Raw genomic sequence first — 22,071 nt, forward strand, 5'->3', positions numbered from 1 at the left:
CGCCCATCCGGAAATGGGCGCAGGGTCATTATTGGCCGCTGTAGAGATTCAGATCGCCAAAGTGCTTCTGCTGGACGGCCGCATAGGTGCCATTGTCGTGCAGTGCCTTGATGCCTTTGTTCAGCAAGGCCTGGAGCTCGGCGTTGCCTTTGGTGAGGCCCACGGCGGTTTTGGCTGGCAGCAGGGGGCTTTCGACCGGTTCGCTGATTTGGAAGTCGGCGCCTGGTGGCGACTTCAGGAAGCCCAGTTCGGCTTGCAGCATGTCCTGGATCGAGGCATCGAGGCGGCCGGAGATCAGGTCGGCGTACACCTGGTCCTGGTTGGCGTAGGCCTGCGTCTCTACCCCAGCCTTGTCCAGCACGGCCTTGGCGTAGGCTTCCTGGATGGTGCCTTGCTCGTAGCCGACTTTCTTGCCCTTGAGGGAAGCCGGATCGGTGCCGACGGCCGCGCCTTTCTTGAATACCAGCGCGGTCGGGCCAGAGAACAGCTCGCTCGAGAAATCGATGACTTTCTCACGTGCCGGCGTGACGGTCATGGAAGAGATCACACCATCGAACTTGTTGGCCTTGAGGCCGGGAATCATGCCGTCGAAGTCGCTTTCAACCCACTTGCACTTGACCTTCAGCTCAGCGCAGATCGCGTTGCCCAGGTCGATATCGAAGCCCACCAGGCTGCCATCGGCGGCCTTGGATTCGAACGGCGCATAAGAGGGGTCAACGCCGAAGCGCAACTCCTTGTACTCCTTGGCCAGCGCGGAACCGGCAGCTACACACAAAGCCAACGCAGAAAGGGTCAGAAATTTTCTTTTCATTGTTTTTATTCCTAAGGACCAACATGAGCGCTTGTGACACATGAGTACTGTTATGGAACTCGTATGACACTATGGAAGAAGTAACACTCGACAGGTCGCGCTCCTGGTGAACAAGAAGGCAGAGCCCGCAGGGGAAAGTAGTCTAGAAGCAAGCGAGTGCGACGATAAGACGAAAAGTGCGTTGATTTAACGAATTAATGGTCATTATGACGAGCAATACTGACTATGTGATGATTTGGCATGCTGCCGCTGACCGAAAACTGCCCCAGGTGTTCAACTGTTCCCGTTCAACTTTTGAGCAGGGGCACACAGGGTGATTAGCATGAGGTAGCTTCCATTTTCGCGGACGCGAAAATCGCATCCTGGTACTGCCCAAGCCCTGACACTACGGAGCGACGTGCGGCTGATAACTCCGTCGACTCGCCCACCCATTTGCATTCCACCTGACCAGTTGGATGTGTCAGGTGCTTGAGGAGATGCGATGCAGGTACGGCTGGAAAATGATCCAACGATGATGAGGCGTCGCCGACAGACCGTTGAACATCCTTTTGGAACGCTCAAATACTGGATGGGAAGTACCCACTTCCTGACCAAAACCCTACCAAGGGTAAGTACTGAGATGAGCCTTCATGTACTCGCCTACAACCTCAAACGAATGATGAGCATCTTCGGCATCTCAGGACTGCTTGAAGCGATCAGGGCGTGAATCCAGCCGCTTGATCGTCCGTGATTGGTTGTTTGGGCTGCTGACGCGGCCAAAACAGCAACTACGAACGCCTATGTAGCTGACTAGGGTAATTCGCGCTTCCGTCTGCCAGTTTCGCAGGCAACGTCCGTAGCCCACAGTTTTCGATGTACTCAGTGCGTTTTCACACAGCCTGGGCCGGTTGCTGCCAATCGCGGTGGACTGCAATTTCCCATAGCGCCTCAATAAAGAGCTGCGCTGTGCAACTCCCCAATATTTTTGAGGCGGCTCAAGAACTTAGGAAGTGGCGGGCACGAAACGGGGAACGAACGGGGAAAATTGAAGGAGTCTGGAGCCAGAAACGAAAAAGGCCCACCGTAAGGTGAGCCTAAGTCGTTATTCTATATGGTGCGGCACCAGGAGTCGAACTATTTTATAAGCTATTGAATTAGCTGATTAATATTTAAAGTCCTGTGCGATTCTACCTCTAACACTACCTCAAGGTCCTCGTACGCCTGAGGATCTTGCTTGACGTGACTAACGGCGAAGGGCCGGAGTCGACCCCACAGCGGCCGGTCATTCGTCTATGAACGTGGGGCCGTATATGTGTCAACTGTCAACCACGTTAGAGTTAGAGTAGGTCCATGGTGGCCATGGAATCAGCCATACGGTAGCCCATCGCTTTGTAACCCGCCTGGCGCTTATCCCACATCCTCAGCAGCGCGACATTACCCTCGTCAACGAAGTCGATCACTCGCACGTCGGCCTTATCGGCATGCGATCGATGCAACCGCCCCGCATATTGCTGAAGGATTCCCTTCCATGAGATGGGCATTGCCAGCACCAGCGTGTCCAACGGCGGGTGATCGAAGCCTTCACCTACTAGTTTTCCTGTTGCCAACAGCACCCGTGGAGCATCAGGGGGAAGGGACTCAAGCTCATGCATACGGGAAAGGCGCTGTTTCTTAGGCACTCGCCCATGAAGCGTGAAAAGGTTATGCACACGCTGCTTCAATTCTAATTCAAGGGCATCCACATGTTCCGTCCGCTCCGTTAGCACTAGAATTTTTCTACCCTCGTTGTACGCCAGCTCAATCTCCGAGACGATTTTGGCTGTCCGCTCAGAGTCGTCGGCTAGACGCCGAAAAACGTCCTGAATCCCAAAGCCGTCGGGGACCACTATTGGTTTGGACAGCAATCGAGGCACGACAGATAGGTCATGAGGCGCATTCGCTGGCCGAGCAGCAGAATGTCGGATCGGTCCGCACTGCATGAAAATAATAGGCTGCTGCCCATCTCGGCGCACTGGGGTTGCCGTGAGTCCCAGCACGTACCGCGCGGTCGCGCTCCTCAGTAGTGCCTCGAATGACACTGCTGATAGGTGATGACACTCATCAACGATGATCTGGCCGTAGTTTTTTACCTGATCGCTGATCTCGCCTTTTCGCGATAACGACTGCATTACGGCAATGTCGATGATGCCGGTAAGCTTCGCTTTTCCGCCTCCAAGAGTTCCAACGACACCATTCCCGACTCCCAAGAACACCTGCAAGCGCTCTTGCCACTGCCTTAACAGTTCCGTCCGATGCACAAGCACCAACGTGTTAATGCCACGTGCGGCAATCAACGCAGCAGCACTCACTGTTTTACCGAAAGCAGTCGGTGCGCAGAGGATACCGGTGTCATGACTTAGCATTGCGCTGACAGCAGCCTCTTGGTCAGAACGCAGGGTCCCGAGAAAACTCACGTCGATGGGGTCGCCCGCGAAGCGTTCGTCTTTAAGAATAGCGGTAACCCCGTTTTCCCCTAAAAGCTCCAGCGCAGCATCCAAACAGCCACGTGGTAACGCAACATGTTTGGGGAAGTTCTGGGCACAGCCGATAATCCTTGGCTTGTTCCACACTGACATGCGCATGGCCTGAGCTTTGTAGAACTCAGGATTTTGAAAGGCAGCGAGCCGGACAAGCTGGTTTGCCAATGGCTGTGGCAATTCCGACTTTTCAAAGTAAATTAAGTTAGCCAGCGTGATGTTGACAGCAGCAGGCAACGGGCATGTCAATTTACGTGATCTCGATTCACGATCTTTCCAAGGTTCTGCATCACCTTCGTCATCGACATAGGCGACCCCTAGAGGGTCCCGATTACCCATCGCCTGGATAATAACGGGCTGGATATCTTCTGGACTCATGCGCTGAATCGATGCCAGGAAGGCCCATTGATCAGGATGAGGCTCAAGCGAGTCGTCTACAAAAACGCTGTTGTTGTGAGCCCTGGCCCGCTTTTGCAAAGGGAGCGCGATGAGATTTCCAAAGCCGCCTTTGGGCATATAGTCCTGGTTTGGAAACAGTCGATCATAGGAGCTGAGCGCCAACTGGCGGGTGCGCTCACAGGCATGACTGATGATTGCGGCACCGAGGCGGCGCGCATCGCAGGCAGGAACATTACGCTCAAAGAAAATCCAGCCATGAGCCCCTTGGCCTGAGCGCGATATTTCCAGCGCCACCGGGACGTTCAGCTCATGGCATGACTGCACAAAAGCTTTGGAATCATCACGCCATTCGGCCTCATCGAAGTCGACCGCCAAAAAATAACAAGTGTCATCAGAGAGTAGGGGGTAGATACCAACGACCACTTCGCCCGCCAGATGGCGATAGACCACCTCATCGGTCAGCGGAAGCAGCTGGCGGTTACCGCAGTCGCCACATTTAATTCGGGGCTTCTCACAAACGCCAGGCCTCCATTCGTTTGCGCAAGCGGGTGCGTATCCTGATTTGCCTGCCTTGCTTTCCCAGCGGATGGGATAAACGTCCGTCCTACCACGAAACAAGCTTCGGAATAGGGCAAGCTTTCCATCAGTATCGAGTTGCTGTGATTGTTCTGCTTGGACAATCGCTATCTTGACTGGCTCAGCAGGCGGGCGCCATTCGATGCCATGAGCATCCAGCAAGGCAACCAATCTTGCATTCTCAGCCCTTAGCTTCGCCACCAGACTACTGTTTATCACCGCCTTCAGCCTCTACGTCTCAGGTGAAGCCTGTAGCCTCGAGCTACAACCCTCAGTCCATCAGTAATACATAGAGGTTATCAAACAACAGAGGTTAGGTTCAGGGGCTCAAGAGGTCCGCCCTAATCCCCGTCAAGTCGTTGGCTGGCTCAATCTGCCGGTGAGGGATACAGAGCGCGCAGTTGCTGGCATTCGGCTAACGTGGAAAATTCCAGGATTTTCCTAGGCGCAGAGTGATCAGGCTTGTGGTCAGCAGGTAGTAGTAGCGCGTCGATTTCGAGTTTGAGCTCATGTGATGGTTCAAAAACCAAACGAGATGCTTTCTTTGCCATGTCCATGGATTATCTCGGCTCCAGCGTTCAGAAATGGCTGCTTGAATAGTCTTGGTCTGGCGGATGTGACGTTCGCGTGTGGCATGTGCGCCAGTCAGTGCCCCAGACAAGAAGATCTCCATATCGAATGGTTTATTCATACCCGACCACCGATGTACGCCGATACCACGTCGATTCGACCGTGTCCCAGCTCATAGCTGATTTGTAAGCGGGCCTCTCGATCAAGGCGTGGATCGAGGCGCCTGCACCTGCCACCGTTGATGGGCGCTAGGTGATGGGTGATCTGCTCATAGCGTTCGCACGCATAAGCCGCGCGCAGTTCGTGGAAGCCTTTGAGGTTGTGCGTATGGAGGATATCTCGGGCGGGGCGGACGATTTCCCGTTGGAAATCAAGGTAGCTCTCGTTCGGTGCCAGGAGGTTGCGGCTACCGTCGGGAGAGACCTGTTCGGCGTACCTGAGCGCTTCGCGAATATGGTCATCCACCGTGATCCAACGAGGCGCGGTTGCGCCGCCGCGGCCACCTTTGGTGCCATCCTGGATGTTGATCTTGTCGTAGTTTTCGGCTTCTCTTTGCAGGCGCGGAAGGTCAGCCAAGATGGCCTCACGCAAGCGCATCCCGGTTGCTCGCGCCAACTGCGCGATGGCGGCAGCACGTGGCTGCTGATGTCCGCAGAGGGCGTCGACGATCCGCTTCACGTGTTCGCGGTCTTGGCCTTGTGGCACCGAGCGACGAACACTGGTGCGCCGCATTCCTAACGCCTTGCTCGGGCTCGGCACCTTCACATACTGATCACCGCGAAGCGCAGCCATCGTTCGGTTGACACTGGACAACCGATTTTGCGCGGTGGCGATGCAGATAGCCCCTTGTTCAACTTGCTGCCGCAGATGTCCGGCATAGTCCAACAAGGTCTGCCGATCAATCTGCCGAGCATCGTTAAACCCCGGGCCATCCTCCGACCGACACCAGCGCACAAACGCCTGCCAGCGATCACCGTGCGCCTTCACCGTGCCGTAATGCCCGCCGCCAAACAGATCTTTTAGCGCTTGCGGCCCGGCATAGCTCAGCTGCCGACCATAGCCAAAATTGCGCCCATCCCGTCTACCGACCAACGCCATGATCACATTCCTCTCGAAGCCAAACTCTTAAAACCTTCCCCCACGTCATCCCGCCAAGAATGTTGAGTGTTATCAGGGATCAAGGCCCCTGCGACCTGTGAGGGTTGTCCACTAACGCGGGACTGGCGGCTCCTTACGACCGGGAGCTTGGGCATCTCATGATCTGGCCTCCTGAACACTTCCGAGGAAGTGGGCGGGTGGAGGCTGCATTGGCTGACGAGACCAGCGCCGCGAGATCCTGAGTCAGGTGAAGGCAGTGAAGCGACGACCGGGGCATACCTGACTGTCAGTCAGGTGCAGTCCATTCCGTGGGCTGCGGCACCATCATCTGCATCGCTGTTGCTGGTGATTTCGGTGTTTGTCACGCCGATTATCACGAGGGGGAATGCCGCAAAGCCTTGTACGAGTTGGGCTGCAGCAGCGGTAGGAGCGTCCGTCTCTTTCCGGAAGAAAGAGACGGACGCAGGTTGGCGCAGTGAAATGGCCAAGCGGATAGGTTGCTGCAGGGCAGCCGGGTAGGGTGGATTTTGCCGTAGTAGGCAAAGCTGAGAAGTAGGCATCCATCACATTGCTGTGACTGTGCGAGCCGCCGGACGCTAATCGCACTTGGGGGAGAACCACCACGGAGTGGCGTAGCTTTAAAGGTTCTGGCTACCTGGGTTGCTGTCAACGACAGCGCTGGCACGATCTTTTCTACGCCTGTGGATAATTTCGGTCAAGGCTCGATTTTTTGGGGGTTCTGCGGCTGTGGATGAAATTATCCACCGGTGGATATCAGTGGTTTTCCACAGACAGTTGCGTGGGCATTAGATTTTTTAAGTGAGGTCCATCCAACCAGGGCGGCTTTGCAGCCCTGGTTGGATGGACCCGCGTGGACAAGCGGATCACTGAGATATGAAGACCGAGCGCTTACTCAGTTGCGCCACGCTTCGTTTTTAGGCGAGTGACGTTTGCTCCGGTCTGGTTCGCGAATTCGTGTGGAGTGACATGCTCCTGCCGGTTGGCCTCCAGGTACCGGCTCCACCAGTTCATGATCAGCCTACGCTCCTCGATAAACTCTGCCTTGTGGATGTAAGCGGCGCGGACGTTGTTGCGTTCCTTGTGGCTCATCTGCCTTTCAATAGCGGTCTCGGACCACAGTCCAGATTCAATCAGCGCGCTACAGGCCATTGAGCGAAAGCCATGGCCGCAGATTTCGTTTTTGGTGTCGAAACCCATCTTTCGAAGCGCGCTGTTTACCGTGTTTTCAGACATTGGCTTCCAGGGCTTGGCATCGCCTGCAAACACCAAGTCGAATTTGCCAGTGAGGACATGGATCTGTTCGAGCAGGGCTGCGGCTTGCGGCGATAAGGGGACAAGGTGGATATCCCCGGCCATCTTTGTACCCCTTGTGGAAAAGGGTACTCCGTCCAACGCGGGTCGAGTGTCCGGTATTTCCCAGGTGCCGCGCTTGAGATCGAATTCGCTCCAGCGGGCGAAGCGCAGTTCGCTGGAGCGTACGAACACGTGTAGGGATAGCAGCACTGTAAGTCGGGTCAGTGCTCGCCCGTGGTAGGTATCGATGAGTACGAGTAATTCCGGCAAACGCGATAAGGGTAGGGCAGGCCGGTGAACTACTCGCGGAGCTTTGATCGAGCCTTCGAGGTCGTACGCAGGGTTCGCGGTAATCAGTCGAGAGCGTTTGGCTTCGCGCATGATGCTTTGCAGGTAGTTTTGTACCCTTAACGCGACGTCAATTGTTCCCCGTAGCTTGATCGCTTCCAAGGGTTGGAGAAGGTCGAACGTATCCAATTCTGCGATATTCCGAGCGCCAAGAAGTGGAAAGACATGGGTCTTGAGGCGGCTCATCACCGTTTTGGAATGACCTGGCGCCCACTTCGTCGACATTTGTTTGTGCCACGCCATTGCGATACTTTCGAATGTTCGCCCCTTAATTGCGGCGTCGGCCTTGGCTTTCTGCTTCTTCTCGACTGGATCAATCCCTTCGGCCAAGAGGCGCTTGGCTTCCAGGCGCTTGCGGCGAGCGTCGGCGAGGCTAATGACAGGATAGTTACCGAACGAGGTGAGCCCTTCTTTGCCGTCAGGTTTGACGTATCGGAGACGCCAGCCTTTACGGCCATTGGGTTGGACTAGAAGGTAGAGGCCGTCGCCGTCGAAAAGCTTATAGGCGCGATCAGTGGGTTTTGCCAAGCGGCAGGCCGAATCGCTGAGTGGGGCAGTGGTGCGCGACATAAGGGTACTCCCTTTTATCGAACTGGCTGTGTACCCTTAAATCTACCCCTAAAACGGCTGGAATCCACCAGATTTTGACGTAACCCGACGGAACGCTAAAACGAAAAAACCCGCCAGAAGGCGGGTTTTTCGGGGGTTTCAGAGATTTTGAAAGCCTTCTCTGGAACCTTGTATGGTGCCGGCACCAGGAATCGAACCCGGGACCTACTGATTACAAGTCAGTTGCTCTACCATCTGAGCTATACCGGCGTGTCAGGGCGACGATTATAGCGATTGGTTGGCTTCTGTAAACCCCTGAATTTTGACTATTTTTGCGCGGGCTTCAGGTCAGGCTCGCAGCAGGGTTTTCTTGAGTTTCTGGATGGCTTGCCAGGTTCGACTGTTTTGCATCGCGCGCAGCTGTGCTTCGGCCTGCTCGGCGCGTTGCAGGGCGGCGGCGAGCTGGTGTTCGGCGTCGCTGACGGGGTGGCTGAACTTGTGGCCTTTGCAGAACTGGAACTCGTCCAGGTTGCACGGCGGGATGTCGAAGGCGGGTTTGAGGTTCAGGTGTTCTTCGGCGAGGTAGTAGGTGTTGATGCCGTCGAACAGGATGGAGTGGTAGCCGGCGTCGGTGACGAGGGTTTCCCAGGCCTGGTCGCGGGCCCAGGGGGTTTCGATAAGGATCACCCATGGCCGCCATTGGCTGAAGTCCATGCCGCGCAGGACGGTTTCTTCGTGGCCTTCGACATCGATTTTCAGGAAGTGAATGGCGCGGCCCTGGGCGTGTTCTTCGCAGATGGAGGCCAGGGTGCGGGACTTGATCGTTTGGTTGCGCACGTCCATGCCGGCGTCTCGGTGCAGTTTGGCCATGGCCGGGTCCAGGGTCGAGAGGCCGGTGCCGGCGATGCCGTAGAAGGTCAGTTCGTCAGCACTTTCCCCGGCAGCGCACTGCAGGTTGATGTCTTTGGGACGTTGCTGGCTCAGGGCTTCGAAATAGTTGGGCATCGGTTCGACGTTGATGCCGGTCCAGCCGTTGTCGTAGAACGCCTTGGTGACGGAGTCATGGGTGGGATCGTTTGCCCCGACGTCGATGTAGAAGCCGTTCTCGACGGTTTTGAGGGCGCGCCACAGGCGTATGTCTTCGAAATTCTGTGCGTAGGAAATGAACGTCACTGGCGCATCCTGTCGGAGGAATGTTCTTGTTCGTGGCCGCGCTGCCGGCGCCCTTGCGTGTGTGTATATCAAGAGTAATGAAAGGGTGCAATTTCCCCTGTCTGCGATCCGGGATTAGGCATTTATGTCGTTTTGATTAAATGCTTATGCACAATGCCATTGGCAGCGCACTGGGTTTAGGCCGAATTTGTGGATCCGTTCTCGTTTGTTCGCAAATACCTGTTTTTTCGATTTTTTATGCGGGTGTATAAAAAATGAACAGTGTGGATTTAGCCCTGAAACAGGCGTGGATATTGGATCCACGATTATTTCATCAACAGAGTTATCCACAGGTCGGATGTATTTAAGCGCGTTCGGCCAGGAGCAGGAAATTACGCGGCGTGAGCGGGGGTTCGCAGAAGGTGCCGACGCGGACGCTGTAGCCCTGCTCGGTGAGGAAAAGTGCCCGGTCAAGGACCAGCCAAAGCTCCAGTGGGCGTCGGAAAAGTCCGCGTAGTAGTTCAAGGTTGCGCACTTCGGCCAGTCGCTGCCAACCAGAGGCTTCGAGGGCTGACCAATCTTGCGGGCCGATTGTGGATAACTCTTTGAGAGTGGCCAGATGATGACAGTAATCGGCGAAGGGTTTGTCCAGCCAGGCGCTGGGCAGGGAGGGGGTTGGCAGGTACTCGTCCATTCCGCGCAGTTGCCGTTGCAGCAAGTCGAAGCCCAGGCGCCGGGCCATGGAGGTGTCGCGTTGACGTCGCACGCGGGCACCGGCGGTAACGGTTTCGCTCATGGGCAACGCGAGGTCGTCGAGGGAAAGCTGTAAGCCGGAGCCTTGGGCGGTCGAGGAAATCGGCGAGTATTGGGCAAGACTGATCCGGTTGTAGCAACACGGCGCGATGGCGAGCTGTTTGCAGCCTGTGACGCTGGCGAGTTGAATCAGCCGCACATGTAAATCACCGCAGGCGTGAAGCGCGACGGGCGTGTGATACGCACCCAGTAAACAAGCTGCGTCTGCCGCGAGCACATCCTGTTCGATATGCAGCGCATGCAGGTGATGGCGCTGGCTGAGTGCCTGGCCGCTGGTTACCAGTGCCGGATCGTATTCCAGGCACGTCAGTTGTTGCCCCGGTTGCAGTAGGCGGCGGCCCAGATGTCCCTTACCCGAACACCAGTCCATCCAATGCTGCGGTGCTTCGGAAAACTGCAATCGGCTGGCGAAGGCTTCGATCTGTTGCCATTTGCGCCCCGGTACATCGACGTTCAACCGATGGCCCGCCGCTTTGAGTGTGCGAGCCGGCAACTCATCCACGGCACTCAAGCCAGCGGACATTGTTGCCAGGGAAGCAAAGGGCTCCGGTGCATTCAGAAGGGCAGGTTGGTTGTGAGCGTTTTCCGCGTCTTCCAGCGACCGCTTGCGTAGCCATGCGGCCAGCTCCGGGTAGGACGCTTCCCAGGGAAGATGCCGATGAGTGAACGGTCGGGGTTTCCACAGTGCCTGATGCTCTGTCAGAAAAGCATCCAGCGCGGTGAAGCGGGCGAGCAGGGCCTCGCCCGTCAACACGCCGGTATCAACGCCCTTGGCAGGCATCGACGCGCAACCAGCGCTCCAGCAGCTTGAAGCCACGCACCAGCACGTAAGCCATTACCAGATAGAACATGCCCGCGGCGAAGAAGATCTCCACCGGGAGGTAAGTCCGGGCAATGATGGTGCGGGCCATGCCGGTCAATTCCAGCAGGGTCACGGTGCTGGCCAGGGCGCTGGCCTTGAGCATCAGGATCACCTCGTTGCTGTAGGCCGGCAGGCCGATGCGCGCGGCGCGCGGCAGGATGATGTAGAACAGCGCTTTGGGTCTGGACATGCCCAGCGCCCGTGCCGCCTCGATCTCGCCCGGTGGAATCGCCTGGATGGCGCCCCGCAGGATTTCCGCAATGTAGGCCGCGGTGTGCAGGGTCATGGTCGCCGTGGCGCACCAGAACGGATCGCGCAGGTACGGCCACATCGAACTGTTACGGATCGCGTCGAACTGCGCCAGGCCGTAGTAGACCAGGAACAGTTGAACCAGCAACGGCGTGCCACGGAAAAAGAAGATGTAGCCGTAGGGAAATGCCCGCACCCACCACAGGCGCGACGAGCGGGCGATACCCAGTGGAATGGCCAGCAGCAAACCGGCGATCACGGCGATGGCCACCAGTTCCAGGGTCAGGGTTGCGCCCTGAGCCAGTTTCGGCAGCCACTTGATGATGACTTCCCAGTTCATTGGGTGCTCCTCGCGAAGCCGCGAGCGGCACGTTTTTCCAGGAAGTGCATGCCGGTCATCGCCAGCACCGTCAGGCTCAGGTACATGAACGCGGCCACCATATAGAAGGTGAACGGTTGCTTGGAGACGGTCACGCCGATTTGCGCATGACGCATGATTTCTTCCAGGCCGATCACCGACACCAGCGCGGTGTCCTTCATCAGGATCATGAACAGGTTGCCCAGGCCGGGCAGGGCAATGCGCCACATCTGCGGCATGATCAGCTTGGTGAAGATGCGCCATTTCGACAGGCCCAGGGCCACGCCGGCTTCACGATGGCCTTTGGGGATGGCGAGGATCGCACCGCGAAACACTTCCGTGGCGTAGGCGCCGAAGCACAGGCCCAGCGCGATCACACCGGCGGCGAAGGCGTTGAGTTCAAGGTCGGGGTTGCCGAAGAACTCGCCCAGGGCACGCATCAGGTTGACCGTGCCGAAGTAGATCAACAGCACCCAGAGCAATTCCGGGATACCGCGAACCAGGGTCGAATAAGTGCCGCCAAGCCATTGCAGCGGCTTGTACGGGGAAGTCTTGGCCAAGGCGCCGAGCAGACCGAGTACCAGCCCCAGGCACAGGGCCGAGAGTGCCAGTTTCACAGTCATCAGCGCGCCAGCGGCGAGCGCCGGGCCGAATCCGTAGAGGTCGATAATCATGGATTTCTTTTCAAATCGCGGCAGGCAAGGCCGAGAACCGGCGCCATCAGGCGCCGGTCAGGCAGGTCAGTATCAATAGATGCTGAACGGGAAGTACTTGTCGTTGATCTTCTTGTAGGTGCCGTCAGCGACGATTTCTTTCAGCGCGGTGTTCAGCTTCTCGCGGATCGGGTCCTTCTTGCGCACGGCAATACCGATCTTGTCGCTCTCTTCCACTGGGTCACCCTTGAACTCGTAGCTACGGCCAGCGTCGCTTTTCAGCCATTCGTAATTGACGTACTTGTCGGCCAGGATGCCGTCCAGGCGGCCGGAAGTCAGGTCGAGGTAGGCGTTTTCCTGGGTGTCGTAGAGCTTGATGGTGATGTCGTCACCATAGTTGTCTTCCAGGAAGGTGCCGGCCAGGGTAGCGCGCTGGGCGCCGATGATCTTGCCTTTGAGCGCGGCCTTGTCGGTTTTGAAGTCGATGTCTTTCTTGGCGATGAACTGCAGCTTGTTGGAGTAGTACGGGTCGGTGAAGTCCACCGCTTGCTTGCGCTCGTCGGTGATCGACATCGAGGAGATCAGGAAGTCGAACTTCTTGGCGTTCAGGGCCGGGATGATGCCGTCCCAGTCGGAGGTCACGACGGTGCACTCGACTTTCATCTTGGCGCACAGGGCGTCGCCGATCTCTTTGTCGAAGCCGACGACATTGCCACTGGCATCTTTATTGTTGAACGGCGGGTAAGCCGCTTCGATGCCCATCTTCAGGGTTTCGGCCATGGCACCGGCGCTGAACGCCAGGGTGACGGCGGCAGCCAGGAAGACCTTTTTGTAGTTTTGCATGTGGGTAGCTCCGTTAGCGGTTGCTGGACATGAATTGTTTGCAGCGCGCCGAAAGCGGGTTTTCGAACACCTGCTGTGGCGATCCTTGCTCTTCTACCAGGCCCTGGTGGAGGAACACCACTTCACTGGAGACCTGACGGGCGAAGCCCATTTCGTGGGTCACGAGCAGCATGGTGCGGCCTTCTTCGGCCAGCGCGCGGATGACATTAAGTACTTCCTGGACCATTTCCGGGTCAAGCGCCGAGGTGGGCTCGTCGAACAGGATGACCTTGGGCTGCATGGCCAGGGTGCGGGCGATGGCCGCGCGTTGTTGCTGGCCGCCGGACAACTGCGCCGGGTAGGCATGGCGCTTGTCGGCGATGCCGACCTTGGCCAGCAGGGCTTCGGCCACTTCGATGGCTTCGGCCTTGCTCTGACCGAGCACGCGGCGCGGGGCTTCGATGATGTTGTCGAGCACACTCATGTGCGGCCACAGATTAAAGTTTTGAAACACAAAACCGATTTCGCTGCGCAGGCGATTGATCTGCTTGCCGTCGGCGGCCACCAGTTCACCGTTCTTCGCGGCCTTGAGCTTGAGTTCTTCGCCGGCGACCAGAATCTGGCCCTGGTGCGGGTTCTCCAGCAGGTTGATGCACCGCAGGAACGTGGACTTGCCGGAGCCGGAGGAACCCAGGATCGAGATCACATCGCCGTCGCGGGCGGTCAGCGAGATGCCTTTGAGCACCTCCAGCGAACCGTAGCGTTTGTGCAAGTTGCGGATTTCAAGCGCGGGCGTGGCCTCAGCCATGTGCGTTCCTCATATATGTTGCGCTCCTGCTGTTGGCGGCCTTCCTGGCGAGGCGGCCAACCTAGCATAGCGTTTCAATGGCAGCCAACAGCGCTAGGGACGGTAAACGGCTGGTGCGTGGCAGGTTGTCGCATCAGCGCAGCAGACTGTCGCCCCATCAACAACCGAACAGCCGTTTGAACCTTGCCTGTCGATAAAAAGCGCGGTGGCTGCCGCAAAAAAAGGCGCGATGTTGCCAGCTTTGACAGGGTGTTGGAAGCGCTATCCGGCCAAATGCACCGCTTGTGCACTTTTAATGTGCGCGGAGCCCTTTTCAGGTGTGTTTCCGGTGCGCTGATGTATCCGCAAAAGTGGGTCGCAGGGTAACGCTTTGGCAAAGTGCCATTAAATTCAAAGGGTTGCGATGACCGTCCGGTCGAGGCGAGATCGCCGGGCTAGAGGGTTTTGAAATATTTTGGCGCAATTATTGCGTGCAGAATCCAGAACGCCCTGTTGGCTTCTTTTTACGAGAAGGTCCGCCGAACGGGATGCACGCATTCGCTTCTCCTTACAAAGGTAGTTTTAATGAGCAGTACCCAAAGCTCTAATGGCCTCGAACAGGGGCTCAAACCGCGCCACGTGACCATGCTGTCGATTGCCGGGGTTATCGGCGCCGGCTTGTTCGTTGGCTCGGGTCACGCCATCGCCGCTGCAGGTCCGGCTGTTCTGTTGGCTTACGCCGCCGCCGGCATGTTGGTGGTGCTGGTGATGCGCATGCTCGGCGAAATGGCCGTTGCCTCGCCGGACACCGGTTCGTTTTCGACTTACGCCGACCGCGCGATCGGTCACTGGGCCGGCTTCACCATCGGCTGGTTGTACTGGTGGTTCTGGGTTCTGGTGATCCCGTTGGAAGCCAACGCTGCCGCGACCATCTTGCATGCCTGGTTCCCTGGCGTGGACATCTGGGCCTTCGCCCTGGTCATCACGATGCTGTTGACCGTGACCAACCTGTTCAGCGTGAAGAACTACGGTGAATTCGAGTTCTGGTTTGCCCTGATCAAAGTGTTGGCCATCATCGGTTTCATTGTTCTGGGCCTCATGGCGATCTTCGGCTTCCTGCCGGGCAGCCAGGTCAGCGGCGTTTCCCATCTGTTCGACACCCAAGGCTTCCTGCCAAACGGCATGGGCGCGGTGTTGGGTGCCATCCTGACCACCATGTTCTCCTTCATGGGCACCGAGATCGTGACCATCGCGGCCGCGGAATCGAAGAACCCTGGCAAGCAAATCTCCAAGGCCACCAACTCGGTTATCTGGCGGATCGGCTTGTTCTACCTCGTGTCGATCTTCATCGTCGTGGCTCTGGTGCCTTGGAACGACCCGGTACTGGCAAGCCTGGGCTCCTACCAGACTGTACTTGAGCGCATGGGCATCCCTAACGCCAAGATGATCGTCGACATCGTGGTGTTGGTCGCTGTGACCAGCTGCCTGAACTCGGCGCTCTACACCTCGTCGCGGATGTTGTTCTCCCTGGGCAAGCGCGGCGATGCGCCGGCCATGTCCACCCGCACCAACAAAAGTGGCACGCCATACTGGGCGGTGATGCTGTCCACTGGCGCAGCGTTCCTGGCAACATTCGCCAACTACGTGGCTCCGGCTGCGGTGTTCGAATTCCTGCTGGCCAGCTCCGGCGCCATCGCATTGCTGGTGTACCTGGTGATTGCGATTTCGCAACTGCGCATGCGCAAGCAGCGTATAGCGCGCGGGGAGAAAATTGCCTTCAGCATGTGGCTGTTCCCGGGCCTGACCTACGCGGTGATCGTCTTCATCGTCGCGGCCCTGACCATCATGCTGTTCCAGGAAGCCCATCGCGTGGAAATTCTCGCGACCGGCTTGCTCAGTGCTCTGGTGGTAGCGGCCGGCTTGCTGGTGGCTCGCCGTCGCAAACTGGAAAAGCGTGGCGCGGTAGTGCTGAACTGATCCATACCGCGTAACGCAAAACGGCCGCTGTCAGTGATGACAAGCGGCCGTTTTTGTTTGAGTCGTAACCCTTACTCGGCTTTTTCTTCCGGCGCTTCCAGCGACTCGCGGTAGACATCCAGTGCGTCACCGAAGTCAGCAATGAACTGCGGTTCGCTCAGCCACGCCTGGGCGGTCTCGCGGTCCATGCCGTCGGCCCACATGCGGTAGTCGATCAGCATGTCGGCGGCCAGGTGGGTGGCGGCCATGCCTTCGTCGTCGGCGTTTTCCATGTCCAGCAGTTCTGGATGGTCGATGATGATAAAGGCCAGGTTCGTCAGCAGCACCGAGAGCATTTCGCTGCGGCTGACGGCTTCCGCGTCACGCATTTTGCTGAACATCGCCAGGGTGTATTCCGGGATCGGCTCGGCGAGGTGGCCAAGATCATCGTCCAGCGCGGCGGGTTTTCGGCCGTGGATATTGATCTGCTTGGCTTTGGCTTTTGCGCGCTTGGCGCGTTTCTGTTGCTTGTTCAGGGAGGCCATGGGAACTCAGTTCGGTTTCTGTTGGGTTTGCGCGGCAATGGCGTCGGACGCCGCCACGTAGTCGGCCTGAAAGGCCGGTGATTCGATCCACGCCAGGGCGCCGGCTTCGTCGGTTTCGGTTGACCATTGGCGATATTCGATCAGCGCGGCAAGGATGAAGTCCATCGCGCCTTCCTCGCCTTCCTGCTCGTACACCAGTTCCAGCAACGGGTCTTCGAGGAAGGCCGTGCACAGGGCTTGCTGGCTGATCTTTTCGGCGTCGATCATTTTCTTGAACAGTTCGGTCAGGTCCACCGATTCGAAGTCGATGCGATCGTCGTTCGGGTCCAGTTCCACCGGTGCGGCAGCTCGCTGGGTGCGGTTTTGCTTGGCCTTGGCCTTGGCGCGGGAGGCGCGTTTTTGCTGCTTGTTGGCGGAGGCCATGGGCGTCGTTCCGTAATTCGTTGAAAGGGGCGGGTGGCTCAGCTGCGTGGCACCGTTCGCCCGGGTGTGCCGGGGACCAGTTCGCCGTTTTGCAACCAGGCCAATGCAATGGGCCATAGTGTGGCTTGGTATGCGCTGCGAAAAAAGGCGAAATGTCCGACTTCTTCTTCGCCGATGTCTTCAGGACGGATACGCAGGTGAGAGTTTGTGCTGCCGGTGAAGTAGCCGAGCAGGCGTTCGATGGCCGGGACCGTGCCGTAGGGATCGTCGCTGATGCTGATGGCCAGGGTTTGCGCGGTGACGCCGGCAAAGGGCAGCTGCCCGGCGGTTTTGCTGATTGTGCGGCCGCTGGAGCGTTTCTCGTAGCGGGCAGTGGAGAGGCTCCAGTCACGGACCACGCCGGCGGGTGTGTCTTCCAGCCAGCCAAGGCGCTTGCCCGGAAAGTAGCCGCACAGCATCGTCACCAGTGGCATCACCACATGCCACTTGCCGAACATTCGCCAGCGCTGAGCGGGCGCATAGTCGCGCCAGTAGGCGAATTGCGCACCGACCGTCACCAGGCGCCGTATCAGGTGCCCGGACGCCCCCAGGCCCGCTGCACAGCCGCCAAAGCTGTGGCCGACCACATCGATAGGCTGTTGTGGGAACTCACGCTGTGCGCGCTTGAGCATCGCCTCGAAATCCAGCGCTCCCCAATCGGTCCACGAGGCTTGAAGACCCTTGAGCGATGCCGGCCGCGACTCGCCGATGCCGCGGTAGTCATAGGTGATGACATCGAAGCCGTGGACGAACAGGTAGTCGGCGAAGCGCGAGTAGTGGTGACAACGGACCGAGGTGGCGGCATTGATGATCACGACCGGGCGAGCGGTGTCCCGAGAAGGGTGTCGCCAGGTGAAGCCGCCGAGGATGAAACCATCCGAGGCGGTTTCCTTGAACGGTTTGCCGGGCGTGGTATCCGGCAGCGGCAACTCGTTGCGACTGGGGGCCAGCGGAGGCGTGTCCTGCAAATTCATCGGTGTCAGACCTTTGCGGGTAGCTGCCAACGATAGTCTTGATGCCGTTGATGAACAATCCATTCGCCTCAACGCATTTACTGATTGAGCAATCGTTCTTCAAGTGCCACCCGTTCCCGATCCAGCTCATTACGGAGTTCCTCCTCACTCGGTAGGACAAGCTTGTACTTGCTGGCGAACAGTTGCTCGTTTCCTTCGAGCACTGAATACCGCACCACGGATTCATCCTTTTGCGCACAGAGAATGATGCCGACCGTGGGGCCGTCTTCCACGCCGCGTTTCAGGTCGTCGTACATGCGTACGTACATGTCCATCTGCCCCACATCCTGATGGGTCAGTTCACCGCGCTTGATATCGAAGATGACGAAGCACTTGAGCAAGTAGTTGTAGAACACCAGATCGATGTAGAAGTCTTTGCTGTCGGTACTGATGCGTTGCTGGCGGGCAATGAATGCGAAGCCCTTTCCCAGCTCCAGCAAGAAGCCCTGCAATTGTTCGATAAGCGCTTGTTCGATCTCGCTTTCCTGAAGCTTGCCGGCATTGGGTAAACCAAGAAACTCCAGTACTACCGGATCACGGACGAAATCCCGAGGGCTGGCCTTCATGTTTTGAATGTGGGTGGCGGCCTCCTGCTTGACGCTGCCGCGATCGCGGCTCGCCAGCAGGCGTTCGTAGTACAGCGTATTGATCTGGCGTTCCAGGGCGCGGCTTGACCAGTTTTGGGTGGCTGATTCGTTCATGTACCAGAGACGAGCGCTGTCGTTGTCGACCCGAAGCAGGTGGCGGTAGTGGGTCCAGCTCAATTCGTGACGCAGTGCGTCACGAATTGGAAAGGCTTGATAGAACAGACGCATGTACCGAAGGTTGGAAGCGTCAAATCCCTTTCCGAACTCCGCAGTTAGTGCTTTGGCCACCGTCGACGGTAACTCTTTGCCATACCTGACCCGTCGCGCGCCGTTCTGTTCGAACTCAACGATATGCCGACCAGTTTGCCAACAGGTTTGCACTTGCACGGTGTCGGCTGCCCGAAGCACTTTCTGACGTGCCTGATGGATCAATTTGCCAAGGTTGCCAAGCAGTGATGCCAGATGTGGGTCGTGAGTGTCGTTGGGGGTGGGGGCCGTCATGAGGTCTTCCGCAGCAGGTTGAACAGCGAAAGAGAATGACAAGAGAGCCCCTTCGAAGATGCCGGGGGTTGCCGAGAAACAGGCAGGAAATACCGGGTTGTCCGGCAGGACAGGTCTGATGGTGGGCGAGGGCTGAGGAACAAATGGCGTAGTACGTTTCGTACTCAGGCCAAATCAATCTAAACGCCTCCCTCCGGCTGGAAATCCAAAGAGTGTAACGATTGGGTTCCGCAGAACCCGGGAGTCGCCATCATGAAATACCTCCATACACTCCTGTTGCCCCTCACCGCTGTAGGCGTGCTGTTGTTTCCAGCGATGACACCTGCCGCCAGCCTTGAGCCCATCGACGGCCAGGGGGTGCAGGTGCAAAGCCAGGAACAAAACGGCATCACCTACCTGTCCGGCGGTATCGGCGAGGATGAGTCCAAGGCCATCCAGCAGACCACTGGCTACAACCTGCACATGACGTTCTCTGTCGGGACGGGAAATGAATACACTTCTGATGTGAATGTAGTTATTCAGAAAGCCCCGGGGCAGACCGTACTGACGCTCAATGACGCCGGTCCGCTGGTTTACGTGAAACTGCCTGCCGGCAAATATACGGTCATTGCGACGCGTAACGGCGAAACACGGCAGGACGTTGCCGATGTTGGCAATGGTGCAGCCCGTAACCTGGTTTTCCACTGGAATGATGCGAGTTAACGAGAGGCTCTGAACCCTGAGTCCTGCGACTCAGGATTTTTCGTGATTAACACCCGCGTACGCCTGGATGAGTGCAACGCGTAAAGGGTTGGTTTCTACGCTCAGCAGCTTGATGGCCAAAGCGCAGCAGACCACGATCAACATGGGTTTGATCAACCGTGGTCCGACCCGGACAGCGGCCCGTGCACCCAATTGAGCGCCGATGAAGGCCGCCAAAGCCATGGCTATGGCTATCGGCCAGATAATCACACCTTTAGTGATAAAGACCGATAGGGAACCGAGATTGCATGAGGCGTTGGCAAGTTTGGTAAAGCTCATGGCCCGCATCATGCCCAAGCCGCAGAGCAGTACAAATCCGACAATAAAGAAAGAGCCCACACCGGGGCCGAATATACCGTCGTAAAAACCCAGGATCGGCGCAACGCTAAACGAAAAAAACAGAACACCAATTCTCTTGCGTCGATCTTCATTGGCCAGCTTTGGAGAGAGCGCAAAATAGATGGCTACCAGAATCAGCATGATAGGCACGCAAACTTCCAGATAGCGCTTATCAATAGTGCTGACCAACAAGGCACCACTGGCGCCGCCAACAAATCCGCAGATAACCAGGAAACGGCCTTCGCGCCACTCGATCATTCCTTTGCGAGCAAAGGTTACCGTTGCCGAAACTGTTGCTGAAGCGGCCTGGAACTTGTTTGTGGCAATTGCACTGATCGGATCTACACCTGCCAGGAACAATGCAGGCAAGGTGATCAAACCGCCACCACCGGCAATCGCATCAAAAAAACCGGCGAAAAAAGCGACGAGCGCCAACATGCCAATTACATCCCAAGACATTGCATTCTCTCTTTATGGTTATTGGCCAGTAATCACATGACTGGTCGTTCAACAGCTGGTGATAAAAGAATCAGCCCTGCAGCACTAGCGGGTCGTCGGAAACAACGATGGGGCAAGAAAATTTTGAAAGTCCGAAAATACGAACCAAGACCCGTCTGTTGTCTTTGATGACATCGCGACAGTGCAGAGCCCGGATGTTATTGATGACCATGGCCGATTCCTGGTTCAGCGTGTACTCGACCGGAGTTGCTTCACCCACACCCTGGCAAAGGGCAGTGTAAGCCGCTTTCACAAAGGTCGAGGCGTTGTCATTGACCGAAAAACGATACGTGTTAAAGCGGGCTGCGAACCCTGCCTTGTCGTCGAACTCCAGAATCGAAACGTTGCGGCCATCTTCCCCTTTGCCACTGACAAAGGAGTCACTACGAGTGAACTGGAAGTTACCTGTGGTCAGTGCGAGGCAGTTGGTGACGCCAATTTTTTCGAGTATGGGAGGTAGTGGAATGACTCGCGTAGGCTCCAGGCTTGGGTTCCACAAGGCGGAAAGTATGAGCGACGATGGAGAGGGCGAGTGCCCGTCTTTCGCGTTCACGGCGCACCAGTAGGGCGCCTCTGTATGCGGGCCAAGCGCGAGGCCGGAATGGGAACTCAGTTCCTTGATGTCCGGCTCGGCAGGGATTCTGGTCAGTCCGCCGCCCTTGAAGTTGGCCACCAGTCGAACCAGTTTTCCTTCATTGTCCATGTCGTAGGCAAAGGCACTGTTACCCACCAGTTTCAACAAGATCTGATTACGGGCGGCCAGGCAAAGGACGTCGTATCGGTTTTCCAGGGATGTCTGGTCTGGTAGTGCATCTGGAGGGGTGGCGTCTGAGATTTTTTGCAGCCCTTCAAAGATCAACGCGCAAACAAGGCCTTCGGAATAGGCATCCAGCAGTTCGCATTGGTCTTTCGAAAACAGGAACGTTAATTCGGTGGCTGCCAGAGAGGCTTTGGACCTGGCTCCTGGTGCTTGAGGCCCGCCGATGGCGGTCAGCTCTTTGGCCAACTTGTGCAGCAATGCTGACTGGTGGATATCAAAGCTGAAAGTCCTGATTTCTTGTTCAGTAAAAAACTCAGCAGTTTCGACGTCTGGTTGAATCACCTCAGTCATTGTCTATATCCCTGTTGTGTATCTGCTCCCGGTTATGCGGCAGCTCCTCCCCCGATTCTGCTCAATTTCATTTTCAGCGTATGTCATCCATTTCCGTTAGAGCATACGGAGTGTTCCGACAGACCCGAGAGACTGCCAGGAAGGACCGATAACCAATGTCTGAAGCTTTCGGGACTTAGCCCCGGCAACCATTACGGGTACTGGCTGGCGTGGTGACAGGAGGTGGGAATTGTTGTTTCGAGGGTGACGGGATCGGTGCTTCATCAAATCCAAGGCATAAAAAAACCCTGAATCTTGCGATTCAGGGTTTTCGGTATTTGGTGCCCAGAGACGGAATCGAACCGCCGACACGGGGATTTTCAATCCCCTGCTCTACCGACTGAGCTATCTGGGCAACGGGGCGCATTAAACGGGTTTTTCAGGGGGTCGTCAAGCAAGTTTTCATAAAAATTTTAATTATTA

At 57.0% G+C, this 22,071-nt stretch carries 19 protein-coding genes, 2 tRNA genes and 1 pseudogene; 3 read left to right on the plus strand and 19 right to left on the minus strand.

Features of this window, described 5'->3' with window-relative positions; translation table 11 throughout:
• Window positions 1-28: 28 nt before the first annotated feature.
• Complete coding sequence (locus KGB29_RS28480) at window positions 29-811, minus strand: transporter substrate-binding domain-containing protein (RefSeq protein ID WP_154861232.1); 783 nt, start codon at window positions 809-811, stop codon at window positions 29-31.
• A 475-nt stretch (window positions 812-1,286) separates the two neighbouring features.
• On the opposite strand from KGB29_RS28480, the pseudogene KGB29_RS28485 reads away from it, so the two are divergent.
• Window positions 1,287-1,517, plus strand: a pseudogene (locus KGB29_RS28485) (transposase); the annotation flags it as partial.
• A gap of 610 nt (window positions 1,518-2,127) precedes the next feature.
• On the opposite strand, the gene KGB29_RS28490 reads toward KGB29_RS28485, so the two are convergent.
• The 11 genes from KGB29_RS28490 to KGB29_RS28540 all read right to left on the minus strand — a co-directional run bounded on the left by KGB29_RS28490 (window position 2,128) and on the right by KGB29_RS28540 (window position 13,877).
• The gene (locus KGB29_RS28490) at window positions 2,128-4,500 is read right to left on the minus strand and encodes a TOTE conflict system archaeo-eukaryotic primase domain-containing protein (protein ID WP_223616505.1); all 2,373 of its coding nucleotides are present in this window, start codon (window positions 4,498-4,500) and stop codon (window positions 2,128-2,130) included.
• 196 nt (window positions 4,501-4,696) lie between these two features.
• Entirely contained in the window at window positions 4,697-4,972 is a 276-nt protein-coding gene (locus tag KGB29_RS28495; RefSeq protein WP_223616506.1) for a hypothetical protein, read from the minus strand.
• Window positions 4,969-5,949: an integrase domain-containing protein gene (locus KGB29_RS28500; protein WP_223616507.1), complete on the minus strand. Its 981-nt coding sequence runs from the start codon at window positions 5,947-5,949 to the stop codon at window positions 4,969-4,971. Before KGB29_RS28500 ends, KGB29_RS28495 begins: the two co-directional genes overlap by 4 nt.
• 909 nt (window positions 5,950-6,858) lie before the next feature.
• Window positions 6,859-8,181 carry a tyrosine-type recombinase/integrase gene (locus KGB29_RS28505; RefSeq protein ID WP_223616508.1) on the minus strand — a complete coding sequence of 441 codons (1,323 nt, stop codon included), beginning with the start codon at window positions 8,179-8,181 and terminating at the stop codon, window positions 6,859-6,861.
• Between the two features lie 173 nt (window positions 8,182-8,354).
• Window positions 8,355-8,430: transfer RNA gene (locus KGB29_RS28510), tRNA-Thr, on the minus strand.
• A 78-nt stretch (window positions 8,431-8,508) separates the two neighbouring features.
• On the minus strand, window positions 8,509-9,333 hold the full coding sequence (locus KGB29_RS28515; protein ID WP_150812013.1) for an FkbM family methyltransferase: 825 nt from the start codon (window positions 9,331-9,333) through the stop codon (window positions 8,509-8,511).
• A 343-nt stretch (window positions 9,334-9,676) separates the two neighbouring features.
• Window positions 9,677-10,906, minus strand: a complete 1,230-nt coding sequence (locus tag KGB29_RS28520; RefSeq protein ID WP_154910710.1) for a methyltransferase — start codon at window positions 10,904-10,906, stop codon at window positions 9,677-9,679.
• Complete coding sequence (locus tag KGB29_RS28525) at window positions 10,887-11,576, minus strand: ABC transporter permease (RefSeq protein ID WP_008046525.1); 690 nt, start codon at window positions 11,574-11,576, stop codon at window positions 10,887-10,889. The genes KGB29_RS28520 and KGB29_RS28525 overlap by 20 nt, the downstream gene beginning before the upstream one ends.
• On the minus strand, window positions 11,573-12,268 hold the full coding sequence (locus KGB29_RS28530) for an ABC transporter permease (protein WP_057712425.1): 696 nt from the start codon (window positions 12,266-12,268) through the stop codon (window positions 11,573-11,575). Before KGB29_RS28530 ends, KGB29_RS28525 begins: the two co-directional genes overlap by 4 nt.
• Window positions 12,269-12,340: 72 nt before the next feature.
• Window positions 12,341-13,090: an ABC transporter substrate-binding protein gene (locus tag KGB29_RS28535; protein ID WP_015093061.1), complete on the minus strand. Its 750-nt coding sequence runs from the start codon at window positions 13,088-13,090 to the stop codon at window positions 12,341-12,343.
• Between the two features lie 13 nt (window positions 13,091-13,103).
• The gene (locus KGB29_RS28540; protein ID WP_007972784.1) at window positions 13,104-13,877 is read right to left on the minus strand and encodes an ABC transporter ATP-binding protein; all 774 of its coding nucleotides are present in this window, start codon (window positions 13,875-13,877) and stop codon (window positions 13,104-13,106) included.
• Between the two features lie 564 nt (window positions 13,878-14,441).
• On the opposite strand from KGB29_RS28540, the gene gabP reads away from it, so the two are divergent.
• The gene (gene gabP, locus KGB29_RS28545) at window positions 14,442-15,833 is read left to right on the plus strand and encodes a GABA permease (RefSeq protein WP_057712424.1); all 1,392 of its coding nucleotides are present in this window, start codon (window positions 14,442-14,444) and stop codon (window positions 15,831-15,833) included.
• A 71-nt stretch (window positions 15,834-15,904) separates the two neighbouring features.
• Here the strand turns inward: gabP and KGB29_RS28550 are convergent, their stop codons facing one another.
• From KGB29_RS28550 to KGB29_RS28565, 4 genes are all read right to left on the minus strand, one after another.
• Complete coding sequence (locus tag KGB29_RS28550; RefSeq protein ID WP_057712423.1) at window positions 15,905-16,357, minus strand: hypothetical protein; 453 nt, start codon at window positions 16,355-16,357, stop codon at window positions 15,905-15,907.
• A 6-nt stretch (window positions 16,358-16,363) separates the two neighbouring features.
• The gene (locus KGB29_RS28555) at window positions 16,364-16,780 is read right to left on the minus strand and encodes a hypothetical protein (RefSeq protein WP_090452584.1); all 417 of its coding nucleotides are present in this window, start codon (window positions 16,778-16,780) and stop codon (window positions 16,364-16,366) included.
• A 38-nt stretch (window positions 16,781-16,818) separates the two neighbouring features.
• Window positions 16,819-17,793: an alpha/beta fold hydrolase gene (locus KGB29_RS28560; protein WP_223616509.1), complete on the minus strand. Its 975-nt coding sequence runs from the start codon at window positions 17,791-17,793 to the stop codon at window positions 16,819-16,821.
• A 77-nt stretch (window positions 17,794-17,870) separates the two neighbouring features.
• Window positions 17,871-18,920 (minus strand): YhcG family protein, encoded by a 1,050-nt coding sequence (locus tag KGB29_RS28565; RefSeq protein ID WP_154910708.1) that lies wholly within the window; start codon window positions 18,918-18,920, stop codon window positions 17,871-17,873.
• Between the two features lie 252 nt (window positions 18,921-19,172).
• Between KGB29_RS28565 and KGB29_RS28570 the strand changes: the two genes are divergently transcribed.
• Window positions 19,173-19,622 carry a carboxypeptidase regulatory-like domain-containing protein gene (locus KGB29_RS28570; protein WP_154861224.1) on the plus strand — a complete coding sequence of 150 codons (450 nt, stop codon included), beginning with the start codon at window positions 19,173-19,175 and terminating at the stop codon, window positions 19,620-19,622.
• Between the two features lie 30 nt (window positions 19,623-19,652).
• On the opposite strand, the gene KGB29_RS28575 is transcribed toward KGB29_RS28570, so the two are convergent.
• The 3 genes from KGB29_RS28575 to KGB29_RS28585 all read right to left on the minus strand — a co-directional run bounded on the left by KGB29_RS28575 (window position 19,653) and on the right by KGB29_RS28585 (window position 22,003).
• Complete coding sequence (locus KGB29_RS28575; protein WP_223616510.1) at window positions 19,653-20,459, minus strand: TSUP family transporter; 807 nt, start codon at window positions 20,457-20,459, stop codon at window positions 19,653-19,655.
• Window positions 20,460-20,529: 70 nt separating this feature from the next.
• Window positions 20,530-21,609: a hypothetical protein gene (locus KGB29_RS28580; protein ID WP_150812007.1), complete on the minus strand. Its 1,080-nt coding sequence runs from the start codon at window positions 21,607-21,609 to the stop codon at window positions 20,530-20,532.
• Between the two features lie 318 nt (window positions 21,610-21,927).
• Window positions 21,928-22,003: transfer RNA gene (locus KGB29_RS28585), tRNA-Phe, on the minus strand.
• Between the last annotated feature and the right edge of the window lie 68 nt (window positions 22,004-22,071).

The organism is Pseudomonas sp. BF-B-30 (genome assembly GCF_019956305.1).
Taxonomy (GTDB): domain Bacteria; phylum Pseudomonadota; class Gammaproteobacteria; order Pseudomonadales; family Pseudomonadaceae; genus Aquipseudomonas; species Aquipseudomonas jessenii.